This window comes from Alterirhizorhabdus solaris, assembly GCF_007785815.1.
Taxonomy (GTDB): Bacteria; Pseudomonadota; Alphaproteobacteria; order Sphingomonadales; family Sphingomonadaceae; genus Alterirhizorhabdus; species Alterirhizorhabdus solaris.
The window spans coordinates 25,993-40,687 of sequence record NZ_VNIM01000031.1 but is presented as its reverse complement, the minus strand read 5'-3'; the positions used below and the strand labels follow the sequence as shown (position 1 = coordinate 40,687).

The window sequence follows — 14,695 nt, the reverse complement described above, 5'->3', positions numbered from 1 at the left end:
GAGGCGGGGGGCGGGGCCACCTGCAACGGGGTGTCTGTGCATGTGCGCGACCGCGACAGGCTGCCCGGCGCGCGCGTGCCCGCCGATTCGCTGCCGAAGCAGGACGGCGATCTGGTGACGGTCGCCAAACCCAATTCGATTGCGCTGCGCATGGCGATGGTCGCGTGCGGCGAGGCGGATCTGCTCGCCTCGCTCCGCTGGGGGCATGAATGGGATATCGCCGCCGCCGCCCTGATCGCGCAGGAGGCGGGCGCCACCGTCACAGACGCGCGCGGCCAGCCGCTGCGCTACAATTCCACGAAGGGCGAGATGTTCGGCGTGCTCGCCACCGCCCCCGGCATCCACGACGCCGCCGTGGCGCGGCTGGCCGGGCGCGCGGCGGCGGCGGTAGTACGCTGAACCCCAGTTAGAGGCAGCTTTCCAGATACGGCTGGTCGAAGCCGAACTGGCGCGCCTTGTCGAGCGTATAGGGGCGCAGGCCCATCGCGCGATACTCGCCGACGATCTTGCCCTCGGCGCTCTCGTCCAGATACTCGAACTTGAACAGCTCCTGCGTCACGATCACGCTGCCCTCCATCCCGATCACCTCGGTGATGTTGGTCACGCGGCGGCTGCCGTCGCGCAGGCGCTTCACCTGGATGATCATGTCCACCGAGTCGGCGATCTGACGGCTGATCGCCTCCTTCGGCACCTTGATGTCGGACATCATCACCATGTTCTCCATACGCGCCAGCGCCTCGCGCGGAGAGTTGGAGTGGAGCGTGCACATCGACCCGTCGTGACCCGTGTTCATGGCGGCGAGCATGTCGAAACACTCGCTGCCGCGAATCTCGCCCAGGATGATGCGGTCCGGCCGCATACGCAGCGCGTTGACCACGAGATCGCGGATCGAGATGCAGCCGTTGCCCTCCAGGTTGGCGGGGCGCGTTTCCAGCGGCAGCCAGTGCGGCTGTTGCAGGCGAAGCTCGGCGGCGTCCTCGATGGTGATGACGCGCTCGCCCGGGTCGATCATCTTGGACAGCGCGTTGAGCATCGTCGTCTTGCCCGAACCCGTACCGCCCGAGATGACGATGTTGAAGCGGCTCGCCCCGGCGATCTTAAGCGTCGTCGCCATCTTCTCCGACATGCTGCCGCCCTTGGCCATCATGTCCAGCGTGATCGGCTTGGCGGAAAACTTGCGGATCGAGATCGCCGTGCCCTTGAGGCTGAGCGGCGGCACGATCACGTTGACGCGGGAACCGTCCATCAGGCGGGCGTCGGCCAGCGGCGTGGTCTGATCCACCCGGCGGCCGACCTTCGACACGATCCGCTGCGCGATCTGGAACAGATGCTCCTCGTCGCGGAAGGTGATCGGGGCGATCTCCAGCTTGCCGCGCTTTTCGATGTACGTCTGGTCCGGCCCGTTCACCATGATGTCGGTGATGAGCGGATCGTTGAGAAGCTCTTCCAGCGGGCCGAGGCCGAGCAATTCGTCGACCAGCACCTTTTCCAGCGCGAACTGCTCGCGGCGGTTGAGTGTGATCTTCAGCTCGGCCAGCACCTCGCCGATGATAGGGCGGAATTCCTCGGCCAGCTCGTCCTTGGAGAGCGTGGCGGCGGCCTCGGGGTCGATCCGTTCGAGCAGGCGGGGGAGGACCTGTTCCTTGATCTTGTGGACCGAGGCATCGAACCCCTCGGCCTTGGAGGAGCCGGCCTCGCCCGAAGCATCCTGCCGGCTGGCGAGCCGCGCCATGGCGTCCTGCCCCACGGCCGGAGCGGCGGATTCACCGGGGAAGGGGAGGCTTTCGATCGGCGGAAACTGGCTGCCGCCGCTCTCCGCCGGGCCGGGGCCGTGGAGCGGGCGCGCGACGCCGAAGGAGGGACGCTGTGCGTTGCCCGTGACGCCGCTGCGTCGGCCGAAAGCGCTCATGCGGTCAATACCCTCACATCCCGTGCCCCGATGGGCCTCGTCTGTGATGGTGAATAGCGGGCAAGCTTTTACGATGTCTTACCAGCCCGCCGCCGAACCGCACGGCGGCGCGGAAGCATCAGGCCTGCTCGGTCGCTGCCTCGGCCAGCACGGTCAACCCGCGCTCGTTCACCTCGGCAAACCCGCCCTCGACGTGGATCTTGCCGGAGACGGTGTTCGGCCCGGAATAGATCGTCAGTTCGCCCGAACGGACGACCGACATGAACGGTGCGTGGCCGGCGAGAACGCCGAAATCACCCTCGGTGCCGGGCACGACGACCATGTGGACGTCCTCCGAGCGGAGCAGCTTTTCGGGCGTGACGAGTTCGAAGTGGAGGTTTGCCATTGTCGTTCCTGAAAAATGCGGGCGACCGTCCGACTATCGATCGGAGGGTCGCCCGCTCATGCTTGGCAAAGACGCCTCGGCGGTCGTTTACGCGGCCTCGGCCAGCTTCTGCGCCTTGGCGACCGCTTCCTCGATGCCGCCGACCATGTAGAAGGCCGCCTCGGGGAGGTGATCGTACTCGCCGTCGACCACCGCCTTGAACGACTTCACGGTATCCTCGATCTGCACGAACTTGCCGGGGATGCCGGTGAAGACCTCGGCGACGTGGAACGGCTGGCTGAGGAACTTCTGGATCTTGCGCGCGCGGCTGACGATCAGCTTATCCTCTTCGGAAAGCTCGTCCATGCCGAGGATCGCGATGATGTCCTGCAGCGACTTGTACTTCTGCAGCACTTCCTGAACGGCGCGCGCCGTATCGTAATGCTCCTGACCGACGACGGCCGGCGACAGCACGCGGCTGGTGGAGTCGAGCGGATCGACCGCCGGGTAGATGCCCAGCTCCGAGATGGCGCGGTTCAGCGTGGTGGTCGCGTCCAGATGGGCGAAGGAGGTGGCCGGCGCCGGATCGGTGAGATCGTCGGCGGGCACGTAGATCGCCTGCACCGAGGTGATCGACCCCTTGTTGGTCGAGGTGATGCGCTCCTGCAGCGCGCCCATGTCGGTCGACAGCGTCGGCTGGTAGCCCACCGCCGACGGGATGCGGCCGAGCAGCGCCGACACTTCCGAACCCGCCTGGGTGAAGCGGAAGATGTTGTCGACGAAGAACAGCACGTCCTGCCCCTCGACGTCGCGGAAATATTCCGCGTTGGCGAGGCCGGAGAGCGCGACGCGGGCGCGGGCGCCCGGCGGCTCGTTCATCTGGCCGAACACCAGCGCCACCTTGGAGCCTTCCGGCGTCGGGTTGCCGTCGGCATCCTTGGCGATGACGCCGGCATCGAGGAACTCGTGGTAGAGATCGTTGCCCTCGCGGGTGCGCTCGCCGACGCCGGCGAAGACCGAGACGCCGCCGTGGCCCTTGGCGATGTTGTTGATGAGCTCCTGGATGAGCACGGTCTTGCCCACGCCGGCGCCGCCGAACAGGCCGATCTTGCCGCCCTTGGCGTAGGGCGCGAGCAGGTCGATCACCTTGATGCCGGTCACGAGGATGCTGCTCTCGGTCGACTGGTCGACGAACAGCGGCGCATCGGCGTGGATCGGGTTGGTGAACTCGCGGCTCACCGGCCCGCGCTCGTCGATCGGCTCGCCGATGACGTTCAGGATGCGGCCGAGCGTGGCGGGGCCGACCGGCACGCGGATCTGCGAGCCGGTGTCGCGTACTTCCTGCCCGCGGGTCAGCCCCTCGGTCGCGTCCATCGCGATCGTGCGGACGGTGTTCTCGCCGAGATGCTGGGCGACTTCGAGAACGAGGCGCGTGCCGTTGTTCTGCGTCTCCAGCGCGTTCAGGATCGCCGGCAGCTCGCCATCGAACGACACGTCGACGACGGCGCCGATGATCTGGCTGATACGGCCGGTGTAATTGGTGGTCGGGGCGGTTGCCATCGTGGGGTCCTTGCCTGCGGGTCGTTCGGGGCGCTCGCGCGCCGGGTCTGGTTGGAGCGCTTCCGCGCCGATCTTCGTCGCTACAGCGCTTCCGCGCCAGCGATGATCTCGATCAGTTCGGTCGTGATCGCCGCCTGGCGGGTACGGTTGTACACGATCGTCAGCTTGTTGATCATGTCGCCGGCGTTGCGCGTGGCGTTGTCCATCGCGGTCATGCGGCTGCCCTGTTCTGAGGCCGCATTCTCCAGCATCGCGCGGAACAACTGGATCGCCACGTTGCGCGGCAGCAGCTCGGCGAGGATCGCTTCCTCGTCCGGCTCATATTCCACGGCGGCGGCGGCCACGTTGCTCGCCTGCGGGGCAGCGGCGGGGGTCGAAACCGGGATGATCTGCTGCTCGGTCGGCGCCTGCACCAGCGCCGACTGGAAGCGGGCGTAGAACAGGTGGGCGACGTCGAACTCGCCGTTCTGGAAACGCGTCGTCAGATCGCGGGCGACTTCGAGCGCGTCGGTGAAGGCGACGTTCTTGATGTGCGTCTGATCGACCTGATGGACGATCGTGCCGGGGAACAGCCGCTGGATCACGGCGCGGCCCTTCTTGCCGATCAGGTAGAAGCGCACGGTTTTCCCCTGCGCGATCAGCGTGTCCGCCTTCTTGCGCGCGGCGCGGACGATGTTGGTGTTGAACGCGCCGGCCAGACCCCGCTCGGAGGTGGCGACGACGATCAGGTGCAGCTGGTCCTTGCCGCTGCCGGCGAGCAGGCGCGGGCTTTCCGGCCCCACGACGACCTTGGCGGCGAGACGCGCCATCACGTCGTTGAGCCGTTCGGCATAGGGACGGCCCTGCTCGGCCGCCATCTGCGCGCGGCGCAGCTTGGCGGCGGCGACCATCTTCATCGCCTTGGTGATCTTCTGGGTCGATTTCACCGAGGTGATACGGACCTTTAGGGCTTTGAGGCTGGCCATCGTGTTCCAGTCTAACCTTCAAACGTCATGCCAGCGAGGCTGGCGAGCCGCCCGCCCCCGGCACGGAACCGGGGGCGGGGACGGGGTCCGCTCAGGCGAACGTCTTGCCGAAGGCTTCGAGCGCATCCTTCAGCTTCGTCGTCGTCTCGGGCGACAGATCCTTGCTCTCGCGGATCGTGGTCAGGATATCGGCATGGCGCGAACGCACGTCGGCCAGCAGCGCCTGCTCGTAGCGGGTCACGTCGGTCGACGGGATCTTGTCGAGATAGCCGTTCACGCCGGCGAAGATCGAGACGACCTGCTCCTCGAACGGCATCGGCGCGTACTGCGCCTGCTTGAGCAGCTCGGTGAGGCGGGCGCCGCGGTTCAGCAGCTTCTGCGTCGAGGCGTCGAGATCCGAACCGAACTGGGCGAAGGCGGCCATCTCGCGATACTGCGCCAGCTCCAGCTTGATGCTGCCGGCGACCTTCTTCATCGCCTTGGTCTGTGCGGCGGAGCCGACGCGGCTGACCGAGAGGCCGACGTTGATGGCCGGACGCACGCCCTGATAGAACAGGTCGGTTTCGAGGAAGATCTGGCCGTCGGTGATCGAGATCACGTTGGTCGGGATGTAGGCGGACACGTCGCCGGCCTGCGTCTCGATGATCGGCAGCGCGGTGAGCGAGCCGTTGCCGTTGTCGTCGTTCAGCTTGGCGGCGCGCTCCAGCAGGCGGCTGTGGAGATAGAACACGTCGCCCGGATAGGCCTCGCGGCCCGGCGGACGGCGCAGCAGCAACGACATCTGGCGGTAGGCGACGGCCTGCTTGGAAAGATCGTCATACACGATCACGGCGTGCATGCCGTTGTCGCGAAAATACTCGCCCATCGCGCAGCCGGTGTACGGTGCGAGAAACTGGAGCGGCGCCGGCTCGGAGGCGGTAGCGGCGACGACGATGGAATATTCCATCGCGCCATTCTCTTCCAGCGCGCGGACGATCTGCGCGACGGTCGAACGCTTCTGGCCGACGGCGACATAGACGCAGAACAGCTTCTTGCTGTCGTCGCCCTGCTCGTGGCTCTTCTTCTGGTTGATGAAGGTGTCGATCGCGACGGCGGTCTTGCCGGTCTGGCGATCGCCGATGATGAGCTCGCGCTGGCCACGGCCGACCGGCACCAGCGCGTCGAGCGCCTTGAGGCCGGTCTGCACCGGCTCGTGCACCGACTTGCGCGGGATGATGCCGGGGGCCTTCACCTCGACGCGGCTGCGCTTCTCGGCGACGATCGGGCCCTTGCCGTCGATCGGATTGCCCAGACCGTCGACCACGCGGCCGAGCAGGCCCTTGCCGACCGGCACGTCCACGATGGTGCCGGTACGCTTGACGACATCGCCTTCCTTGATCTGGCTGTCCGAGCCGAAGATCACGACGCCGACGTTGTCGGCCTCGAGGTTGAGGGCCATGCCCTTGATGCCGTTCGAGAATTCTACCATCTCGCCGGCCTGGACGTTGTCGAGGCCGTGGATGCGGGCGATGCCGTCGCCGACCGACAGCACCTGGCCGACCTCGGACACCTGCGCCTCGTTGCCGAAGCTGGCGATCTGGTCACGGATGACCTTCGAGATTTCTGCGGCGCGGATATCCATTTTCAGCCTTTCATCGCATGCGCGAGCGTGTTCAGTTTGGTGCGGATCGAGCCATCGACCATGCGGCTGCCGACCTTGACGATCAGCCCCCCCAGGATCGTCGGATCGACCTTGAGATCGATCGACACATCACGGCCGGTCTGCTGCTTGAGCTTGGCCTTCAGCGCTTCGATCTGGTCGTCCGAAAGCGGGTGGGCGGAGGTGACGTCGGCCGTGGCCTGGCCGCGATGGCGCGCCAGCAGGCCGGTGAAGGCGCGGATCACCGGGCCGATCTGGCCCAAGCGACGGTTCTGCGCGAGCACGCCGAGGAAATTGGTGGTGAGCGGATCGAGTCCCAGCGTCGGAGCCACGGCGGCGATGGCGCGGGTAGCGCCCGCGCGATCCACCAGCGGACTCTCGGTCAGGCGACGGAAGTCCTCCGACCCGGAGAGCGCCGCCTTGAGCGAGGCGAGGCTGGCGGACACCGCGTCCAGCTGACTCTCGTCGCGTGCCAGCTCGAACAGCGCCGTCGCATAGCGCCCCGCGAGGCTTGCCTGAATGCCGCCGGAAATCTCCACGCGCCCCTGATCCCCCAAATGGATTTGTCCCATGCCGAAAAGGCACCGCGAGGGCGCCTCCTGCATGTCGCGGGCCGGTTAGCAGGCGTGTTGCCGCGATGCAAGGTTGCGCTTCACGCATGACGTCCCGCCGGGTTCCGTGCTTGCCCGAACGCCCCGCCTCAAACGAAGGAGTAGGGATCCACGTCTACCGCCACCCGTACCCCGCGCGGCCATTCCCTCGGACCGAGCCAGTCGCGAATCACCTCCTGCACCGCCAGCGTGCGGCGGGCGTGGACCAGCAGGCGCTGGCGATGGCGCCCGCGCAGCATGGCGAGCGGGGCGGGGGCGGGGCCGTACACCGCCATGCCCTCCACCTCCGGCGCGGCGCGACCGATCGCGCGGGCGGTGGCGACCGCATCGTCCAGCGTTTCGGACGAGACGATGATCCCGGCGAATCGCCCGAACGGCGGGGCGCCGGCGTGGCGGCGCGCTTCCGTTTCCGCCGCGTAGAAGCTTTCGGCATCGCCGGAGACGAGCGCGCGGATCACCGGCGCCTTCGGCTCGCGAGTCTGCACCAGCACCCGGCCCGGCTTGGCGCCGCGCCCGGCACGCCCGGCCACCTGCGCGATCTGCTGGAAGCTGCGTTCCGCCGCGCGCAGGTCGCCACCCGACAGGCCGAGGTCGGCATCGATGACGCCCACGAGCGTGAGGTTGGGGAAGTGGTAGCCCTTCGTCACCAGTTGGGTGCCGATCACGATGTCGATCTCGCCCGCCTCCATCCGGTTGACGAATTCGGCCGATCTGGCGGGCGACCAGAGCGTATCGGAGGTGACGATCGCGGTGCGCGCCTGCGGGAACAGCGCGGTCACCTCGTCGGCGATCCGCTCCACCCCCGGCCCGCAGGCGACGAGGCTGTCGGCCTCGCCACATTCGGGGCAGGCGGCGGGCGGCGGCATCACATGGCCGCAATGGTGGCAGGCAAGCCGCGCGGTCAGGCGATGCTCGACCATCCAGGCGGTGCAGTTGGGGCACTGGAAGCGGTGCCCGCACGTGCGGCACAGCGTAAGCGGCGCATAGCCGCGCCGGTTGAGGAACAGCAACGACTGTTCCTCGCGCCCCAGCGTCTCCTCCAGCGCGCGCACCAGCGTCGGCGCGATCCATCGGCCGCGCAACGGCGGGGCCTGCAACAGGTCGAGCGCGGCGATCTCGGGCAGGCGGGCGGGGGCGAAGCGACTGGGCAGTTTCAGCTCGGCATAATGGCCGAGCGCCACCTGCTGGCGCGTCTCGATCGCGGGTGTGGCCGAGGCGAGGATGACGGGCACGTCCTCGAACCGGCCGCGCATCACCGCCACGTCGCGGGCGTGGTACATCACGCCTTCTTCCTGTTTGAAGCTGCTTTCGTGCGCCTCGTCCACCACGATCAGGCCCAGATCGGCATAGGGCAGGAACAGCGCCGAGCGCGCGCCGCCCACCACCTTCGCCTCGCCGCTGGCGATCGCTCGCCACGCCCGCCGCCGCTGCGACTGGCGCAGGTCGGAGTGCCACGCCACCGGCGGATGGCCGAAGCGGGCGGCGAAGCGCTTGAGGAACGGTTCTGTCAGCGCGATCTCGGGCAGCAGCACCAGCGTCTGCCGGCCGGTGCGGATCGCCTCGGCCACCGCCTCGAAATACACCTCGGTCTTGCCCGATCCGGTCACCCCGTCGAGCAGAAACGGGGCTGCCTTTCGCGCGCGCACCGCCGCCACCAGCGTATCGGCCACGCCGCGCTGGCTCTCGGACAGTTCGGGCGCGGCATGATCCGGGTCGGGCGGCACGAACGGATCGTCCACCGACACCTCCACCGCCTCGATCGCGCCGGCCTTCACCAGCCCGCGGATCACCGCGTCAGAGACGTCGGCGACGGTCGCCAGTTCGCGCACCAGCCCCTGCCGCTCGCCGATCCGGTCGAGCGCCTGGGCGCGCTGCGGGGTGAGCCGCTCGGGCACATGGCCGGTGGCGCGATATTCGATCGTCGTGCGCCCGCCATCCAGTGCGCTTGCCGAGGCCAGCGTCATCCGCAGCACCGAGGCGGGGGAGGCGAGGTAATAATCGGCGGTCCACTCGATCAGCCGCCGCAGGGGGGCGCCCAGCGGCGGCAGATCGTAGACGGCGGCGAGCGGACGCAGGCGATTGTCGCCCACCTCCGAATCGGAGGGCATCCGGTCCGCCTCCCACACCACACCGGCAAGCTGGCGCGGGCCGAGCGGGGCGAGCACGATGCTGCCGGGCTGCACGTCATGCTCCCGGTCCACCCGATAATCGAGCGGGCCGAGCGCGGCGTTGAGCAGGAGGACACGGGCGCGGTTCACGACCTGCTAGGTAGGGATGCCCGCGGCGAAAGGGAATCCCGGCGATTTGGGCTGCGGCGGGATCATCGCTATACGCCGCGCCAATCCTGATTCCTTGCGAAAGCGATCCATCCCATGAAGTTCTTCGTCGATACCGCCGACACCAAGGAAATCGCCGAGCTGGCCGAGACCGGCCTGCTGGACGGCGTGACGACCAACCCGTCGCTGATCCACAAGTCGGGCCGCAAGTTCGTGGAAGTCGTGGAGGAGATCTGCGGCATCGTGCCCGGCCCGGTTTCGGCCGAGGTGGTGGCGCTCGATCACGAGACGATGATGCGCGAGGCCGACGTGCTGCGCAAGATCGCCGGCAACGTGTGCATCAAGGTGCCGCTAACGATCGACGGCCTGAAGACCTGCAAGAAGCTGAGCGACGACGGCGTGATGGTGAACGTGACGCTGTGCTTCTCGGCGAATCAGGCGCTGCTGGCGGCCAAGGCGGGCGCGACCTTCATCTCGCCGTTCGTCGGCCGGCATGACGACAACGGGTTCGACGGCATGGCGCTGATTGCCGACATCCGTCTGATCTACGACAATTATGGATTCGATACCGAGATCCTCGTCGCCAGCGTGCGCCACCCGATCCACGTGCTGGAAAGCGCGCGCATCGGCGCCGACGTGATGACCGCGCCGCCGTCCGTCATCAAGCAGCTGTTCAAGCACCCGCTGACCGACGCGGGCATCGCCGGCTTCATGGCCGACTGGGCGAAGACCGGGCAGACGATCCTGGGTTGAGGTTGTTACCTGTGATGTGCCGTCATCCCGGTGTTCGCTGGGATGACGGCAGGGAGTAACGGGTGGCGGGCTCGGTCGGCTCGAGCTGACCTACAGCCGCAGCCCGAACCGCGCGCCTACCCCCAGCATCGCCAGATACAGCAGCGCCGTGACCACGCAGCCCGCCGCCAGCGTCTGCCAGAACGGCACGCCCCGCCGCAGCAGCGCCGGGATCAGCAGAAACATCGGCAGCGACGGGATCACCAGCCAGAAGGTGGCGCCCGCATGCGCCGCCATCCGTGCCGGATCGTGCGTGTCGCGCCACAGCCACATCATGCCGAGGATCGAGACGAGCGGCAGCGACGCGATCAGCGCGCCGGCCGCCGGGCTGCGTTTGGCCACTTCGGAGATGAGCGCGATCAGCACGCCGGAAATGCCGGCCTTCAGGATGAAATACAGCATCGCACCGGCTCCGTTCGCGTGCGGCCGGCCATAGCCGCCTATTCGGCCGGGCGGAACAGCTCGGCATAGAAGCCGGTGGTGTTCAGCGTCAGCGTCACCGGCGTTTCGCCCTGATTGCGCCAGTACCAGCCGTGGATGCCGGCGAACGGCGCGGTGAAATCGCCCTGCGCCGTCGTCAGCCCCTTCTCCTTCCAGTAGGTCGAGAAGTCGGTGCTGGGCGGGCCGGGCTCGCCGTGCATGTCCATCTTGAGCGGTCCGGTGGCGGTCCAGCGAAAGACGAGCGCGTCCCCCGCCTTCATCCGCGCCTTCAGCTCGATCCCCTCGTGCGGGGCGATCGTCAGCTTGCGCTCGTCCGATCGCATCGGCGTGAGCTTGTCGATCGTCGCCTTCGTCTGTGGCCGGAGCGCGACGGGCGCGGCGTCCGCCGGCGTGGCGGGGGTGGAATCCTCGGCCGCCTCCGCCTGCTCGCCGCTCATCCGGGTGAGGCCCAGCGCACCGCCGACGCCGGTCGGATCGATGCCATATTCCGCGGGCATCACGAACAGCAGCACGATCGCCGCACCCGCCCCCAGCGCCGCCAGCGAGGCGCGGCCGAGCGTGCGGCGGGAGGCCTGATAGGGCACCGCACGGGCGGTATCGGTCGTGGTGGCGCTCATGCGACGGTCTCCGTGAAATAGCCGGTCAACTGGTAGCCGACGAGCACGACGCCCGCCGTCATCAGCAGCGTGTTGGCGACGACGATGCTGCGGGTGAAGTTGGGCGTGCGCCGCCACAGCGTCATCAGGATGAGGATCACCGAGAGCGCCATGAACTGGCCCATCTCCACCCCCACGTTGAAGCTGACGAGGTTGGTGAACAGCCCGTCGCGCGAGGCGACCAGATCCTGCAACTTGGTGGCGAGGCCGAAGCCGTGGAAGAAACCGAAGATCAGCACCGCCGCCTTCTGGTTCGGCTCGAACCCCAGCACCGTCTTGAACGCGCCGAGATTGTCGAGCGCCTTGTACACCACCGACAGGCCGATGATCGCATCGACGACGAACGGGTTGGCGTGGACGTTGCCCAGCACCCCGATCAGCAGCGTGGTGGAATGGCCGATGGCGAACAGGGTGACGTATTTGCCGACGTCCTTGAGGCGATAGAGGAAGAAGATCACGCCGAACAGGAACAGCAGATGATCGTACCCCGTCACCATGCGCTTGGCGCCGAGGTAGATGTACGGGATGATGTTCACCCCCGGATTGTTCTGGATGAACGCCTTGTCGCCCTCGGCGACGCCGTGCGCCAGCGCGCTGTCGGCCAGCATCGCGACGATCAGCGGCACCGCGCAGACGGCGAGGCGGCGGGCGCGGCGGGCAAGCGGGTGGTCGGCCATGCGCGGTTCCTTCGCTCGGTTTTCGACCCACACCATCCCCCGATCGTCACCGCGCAGGCGCGATGGCGGCGGTGGCGGCGGGACGGCGAAAGGCCCGGCGGACGGGGGGAAACCGCCGGGCCATGGTCACCTCACCTTGTGAAGGTGGTGCCCATGCGGGCCTTGGTGGCGGTGTTCACCACCATCACGGCCACCTTGGCGCCGGCCGGGATCTTTACCCCCGCGCCGGTGAACTGGTTGCCGGCGGCCGGCTTCAGCATCACTTCGCTCGTCTTGCCGGCGGCGGTGATGCCGAGCTTCGCGGTCATGCCGGCGGCGTTCACCGGCTCGTCGTCGTCGCTCACGAACAGCTGGACGCCGGCGGGCTTCACCACCAGCTCGAACAGGGTTTCCCCGCTCATCTGGACCATGCCGCCATGCTGCGGCTTCATGTTGCCGTGGGCGAGCGCGGGCGCCTGCACCAGCGTGGCGGCGGCGAGGAAGGCGAGGGGGAGGAACTTGAAGGTCATGCGCGTGGCTCCTTGCAGGCGGGTCATTCGGGGGCGTGGGCGAGGGTGTACGAAAGCGTCGCGGTATATTCGATCCGGTCGACCTTCTTCCTGTCGTCCGCCGGGCCATCATACACCGCGCGGATCACGTTCAGCCCCTGGTTGCGCACCGGCAGCGTGACGGTGCCGTCGGCCTTCGTCGCGACCTCCTTCGCATCGGGATCGTTGATCATGTCGTTGATGAGGCGCGCGCCCGCCACCGGCTTGCCCATGAACAGCACCTTGTAGGTAAGCGGCGCGCCCAGCTTCTCGGGAATCGCGCCGACCGGCACGATCTGCAGTGACTGGCCCGGCAGCGGCGGGATGGCGGCGGTAAGCGGCCCCTGTACGCCGACCGCATATTTCATCGTCTTTTCCGAAAGCACCGCATCCGGCGCCTCGTCGCGGCCTTTCTTGACGAACTCGCCGTCCTTCATCTTGGACCATGTGCCGTTGTTCAGCACGGCGGCGAGCAAGGTGGGCTGGCTTTCGGCATCGACATACAGAACCGGGCCGGACACGCGCAGCACCGCCGGGATCGGCTGGAAGCTGGCATCGAAAGCGGAGATCTTCTCCACGAGTGGCTGGCGCTTCACGGCGTCCAGATCGTCGGCGCCGATGCCGTAGATCAGCGCCGGCTGCTTGGCGCGCGAGGCGAACCAGATGCCGTGGGCATCGGCCGGCACCGCAGCCGTGACGAGGCCCGCGAGCATGAGGGCGGAGACGAGGCGTTCGACGGGGCGCATGGGCGTTTTCCTCAGAGCGGCCGGGCCGGGGCGGCGACCTCTTGCGACGGCGAGCCTATCGTGCGGCCACGCGCATAAAAGCCCTTAATGGCGATCATTACGGCACGAGATGATGCGACGGCCCCGCATCGCAGCATGAAACCGTCATCAGCGCGTAACACGCTCTTCGTCGTGGATTAGGGCTGGCGGCGCGCCGGTCGCTTTGCTAGGTGGACCGCCACGCACCGGTAGCTCAGCTGGATAGAGCACTGCCCTCCGAAGGCAGGGGTCAGGGGTTCGAATCCCTTCCGGTGCACCACTCCACAGACCCGAAACCCGGTAATGTCCGGGTATTGTCCGAGCTACATCGGCGCAGCCTGATGCGGGCCTCCCCGGCGCGAACGCCGCTGGCGTACGTAAGCCGCGCCGCTTCCGCCGGCCATTCCGACACCCCGCCCGGCCGTCGGCGATCGGCAGCATGTCACGTGCCGAGATACGGATCAGTTCAACGCCTTGGGGCGGCCCAGTTCGAGCAGGCAGTACCAGGCCTGCCACCGGACGCCAGGCAGGACGAAGAGCGCACGATCCACCAACGCACAGGCGTTGAGCAGGACATCGCCGATGGCGGTGTCGCGGATCGGCACGGAGGCCAAGGTGGTCAGCCCGTAGAAGGTGACGCGAACGTCTTCGAAATATGATCTGGCGAGTTCGATGTCGGGCTTCAGCAACGGATGCTCATCGAGTGTTCGTGCATTAGGCGTGGCGCGGCGATACAGGTTGAGCAGAAGGTTGTGGCCGAGCGGCTCCCAGAAAATCGCCTTCCCATCGGGCCGCAGCACGCGCGCGACCGTTTCGAACGAGCGGCAAAGATCCAGGTGGTGGATGATGCCGCGGCCGAAAATCAGGTCGAGGCTGCGATCGGGCAGGGTCAGGTTCTCGGCGTCCATCACCTCGTAGCGCAGATTGGCATGCCCTGCCGGAATGGCGGCTCGCGCGGCCGCGATGGCCACGTCGGAAATGTCTATGCCCATCACCGAGCCGGCGACCGGTGCAAGCAGCGCGGCCTGATTCAGCGCGCCGGATCCATATTCCAGAATGTCCTTGCCGATGGCGTGCCGCTTGACGCGATCTTCATAGACGGTCGAGCCATGCTTGATCGCGGCATAGAACTTGCCCTGTGCCTCACGCGTTTCTTCAGTGAAACGATCGTTGTGAAAGGCTCTCTCACGCTCAACTCGTGCTGCGGCAGCATTGATCATCAGCGTATTTCCCCAAATACGCCCTCCCCCGAAGGCGTAATCAAGTGGGATACAGGCCGATCGGTTCGTGTCAATTATTACATCAGTGAACTAACAGTCGAGTGATATGATGTTCCGATAAGGGAAGAATTACTCCATTATAAGAGGTCTTCGATAGTGTCGTCTGGCTTATCGCATCCGCTCTATCGGGATCGCAGCAGGCTGCGGTTTTATTTCCTGATTTGATCGCTGGTTCAATCACATGCGCCCATCTTCAGGCTTGTATTAATCGCTTATATTGGAGGCGTGGTGCTG

At 67.0% G+C, this 14,695-nt stretch carries 15 protein-coding genes and 1 tRNA gene; 3 read left to right on the top strand and 13 right to left on the bottom strand.

The features are described from left to right. Positions 1-399, top strand: a 399-nt coding sequence (locus tag FOY91_RS09515) for an inositol monophosphatase family protein (RefSeq protein WP_338062073.1), incomplete at its 5' end; no start/stop codon positions are given. Positions 400-406: 7 nt separating this feature from the next. Here FOY91_RS09515 and FOY91_RS09510 read toward each other — a convergent pair. From FOY91_RS09510 to FOY91_RS09480, 7 genes are all read right to left on the bottom strand, one after another. Further along, entirely contained in the window at positions 407-1,909 is a 1,503-nt protein-coding gene (locus FOY91_RS09510; RefSeq protein ID WP_145150567.1) for a TadA family conjugal transfer-associated ATPase, read from the bottom strand. Positions 1,910-2,027: 118 nt separating this feature from the next. After that, on the bottom strand, positions 2,028-2,294 hold the full coding sequence (locus FOY91_RS09505; RefSeq protein WP_145150564.1) for an ATP synthase F1 subunit epsilon: 267 nt from the start codon (positions 2,292-2,294) through the stop codon (positions 2,028-2,030). A gap of 87 nt (positions 2,295-2,381) precedes the next feature. Continuing rightward, entirely contained in the window at positions 2,382-3,833 is a 1,452-nt protein-coding gene (gene atpD / locus FOY91_RS09500; RefSeq protein ID WP_145150561.1) for a F0F1 ATP synthase subunit beta, read from the bottom strand. 80 nt (positions 3,834-3,913) lie between these two features. Then, positions 3,914-4,798, bottom strand: a complete 885-nt coding sequence (locus FOY91_RS09495) for a F0F1 ATP synthase subunit gamma (protein ID WP_145150558.1) — start codon at positions 4,796-4,798, stop codon at positions 3,914-3,916. Positions 4,799-4,889: 91 nt separating this feature from the next. Next, positions 4,890-6,419: a F0F1 ATP synthase subunit alpha gene (gene atpA / locus FOY91_RS09490; RefSeq protein ID WP_145150555.1), complete on the bottom strand. Its 1,530-nt coding sequence runs from the start codon at positions 6,417-6,419 to the stop codon at positions 4,890-4,892. Between the two features lie 2 nt (positions 6,420-6,421). Further along, a complete protein-coding gene (locus tag FOY91_RS09485; RefSeq protein WP_145150551.1) occupies positions 6,422-6,976 on the bottom strand; it encodes a F0F1 ATP synthase subunit delta in 555 nt (184 codons plus the stop codon). 161 nt (positions 6,977-7,137) lie between these two features. Beyond that, on the bottom strand, positions 7,138-9,306 hold the full coding sequence (locus FOY91_RS09480) for a primosomal protein N' (RefSeq protein WP_145150547.1): 2,169 nt from the start codon (positions 9,304-9,306) through the stop codon (positions 7,138-7,140). A 114-nt stretch (positions 9,307-9,420) separates the two neighbouring features. Between FOY91_RS09480 and fsa the strand changes: the two genes are divergently transcribed. Further along, the gene (gene fsa, locus FOY91_RS09475) at positions 9,421-10,077 is read left to right on the top strand and encodes a fructose-6-phosphate aldolase (protein ID WP_145150544.1); all 657 of its coding nucleotides are present in this window, start codon (positions 9,421-9,423) and stop codon (positions 10,075-10,077) included. A gap of 90 nt (positions 10,078-10,167) precedes the next feature. Here fsa and FOY91_RS09470 read toward each other — a convergent pair whose 3' ends face one another. From FOY91_RS09470 to FOY91_RS09450, 5 genes are all read right to left on the bottom strand, one after another. After that, the gene (locus FOY91_RS09470; protein WP_145150541.1) at positions 10,168-10,518 is read right to left on the bottom strand and encodes a DUF3147 family protein; all 351 of its coding nucleotides are present in this window, start codon (positions 10,516-10,518) and stop codon (positions 10,168-10,170) included. Between the two features lie 38 nt (positions 10,519-10,556). Next, the gene (locus FOY91_RS09465; protein ID WP_145150538.1) at positions 10,557-11,174 is read right to left on the bottom strand and encodes a hypothetical protein; all 618 of its coding nucleotides are present in this window, start codon (positions 11,172-11,174) and stop codon (positions 10,557-10,559) included. After that, complete coding sequence (locus tag FOY91_RS09460; RefSeq protein WP_145150535.1) at positions 11,171-11,890, bottom strand: HupE/UreJ family protein; 720 nt, start codon at positions 11,888-11,890, stop codon at positions 11,171-11,173. The genes FOY91_RS09465 and FOY91_RS09460 overlap by 4 nt, the downstream gene beginning before the upstream one ends. Before the next feature lie 131 nt (positions 11,891-12,021). Continuing rightward, positions 12,022-12,399, bottom strand: coding sequence for a hypothetical protein (locus tag FOY91_RS09455; RefSeq protein ID WP_145150532.1), 378 nt, complete (start codon positions 12,397-12,399; stop codon positions 12,022-12,024). A 23-nt stretch (positions 12,400-12,422) separates the two neighbouring features. Beyond that, positions 12,423-13,163: a DUF4198 domain-containing protein gene (locus FOY91_RS09450; RefSeq protein WP_145150529.1), complete on the bottom strand. Its 741-nt coding sequence runs from the start codon at positions 13,161-13,163 to the stop codon at positions 12,423-12,425. A 221-nt stretch (positions 13,164-13,384) separates the two neighbouring features. Here FOY91_RS09450 and FOY91_RS09445 point away from each other — a divergent pair. After that, positions 13,385-13,461 (top strand) — tRNA-Arg (locus FOY91_RS09445). A gap of 181 nt (positions 13,462-13,642) precedes the next feature. Here the strand turns inward: FOY91_RS09445 and FOY91_RS09440 are convergent. Continuing rightward, positions 13,643-14,401, bottom strand: coding sequence for a class I SAM-dependent methyltransferase (locus FOY91_RS09440; RefSeq protein WP_145150526.1), 759 nt, complete (start codon positions 14,399-14,401; stop codon positions 13,643-13,645). Between the last annotated feature and the right edge of the window lie 294 nt (positions 14,402-14,695).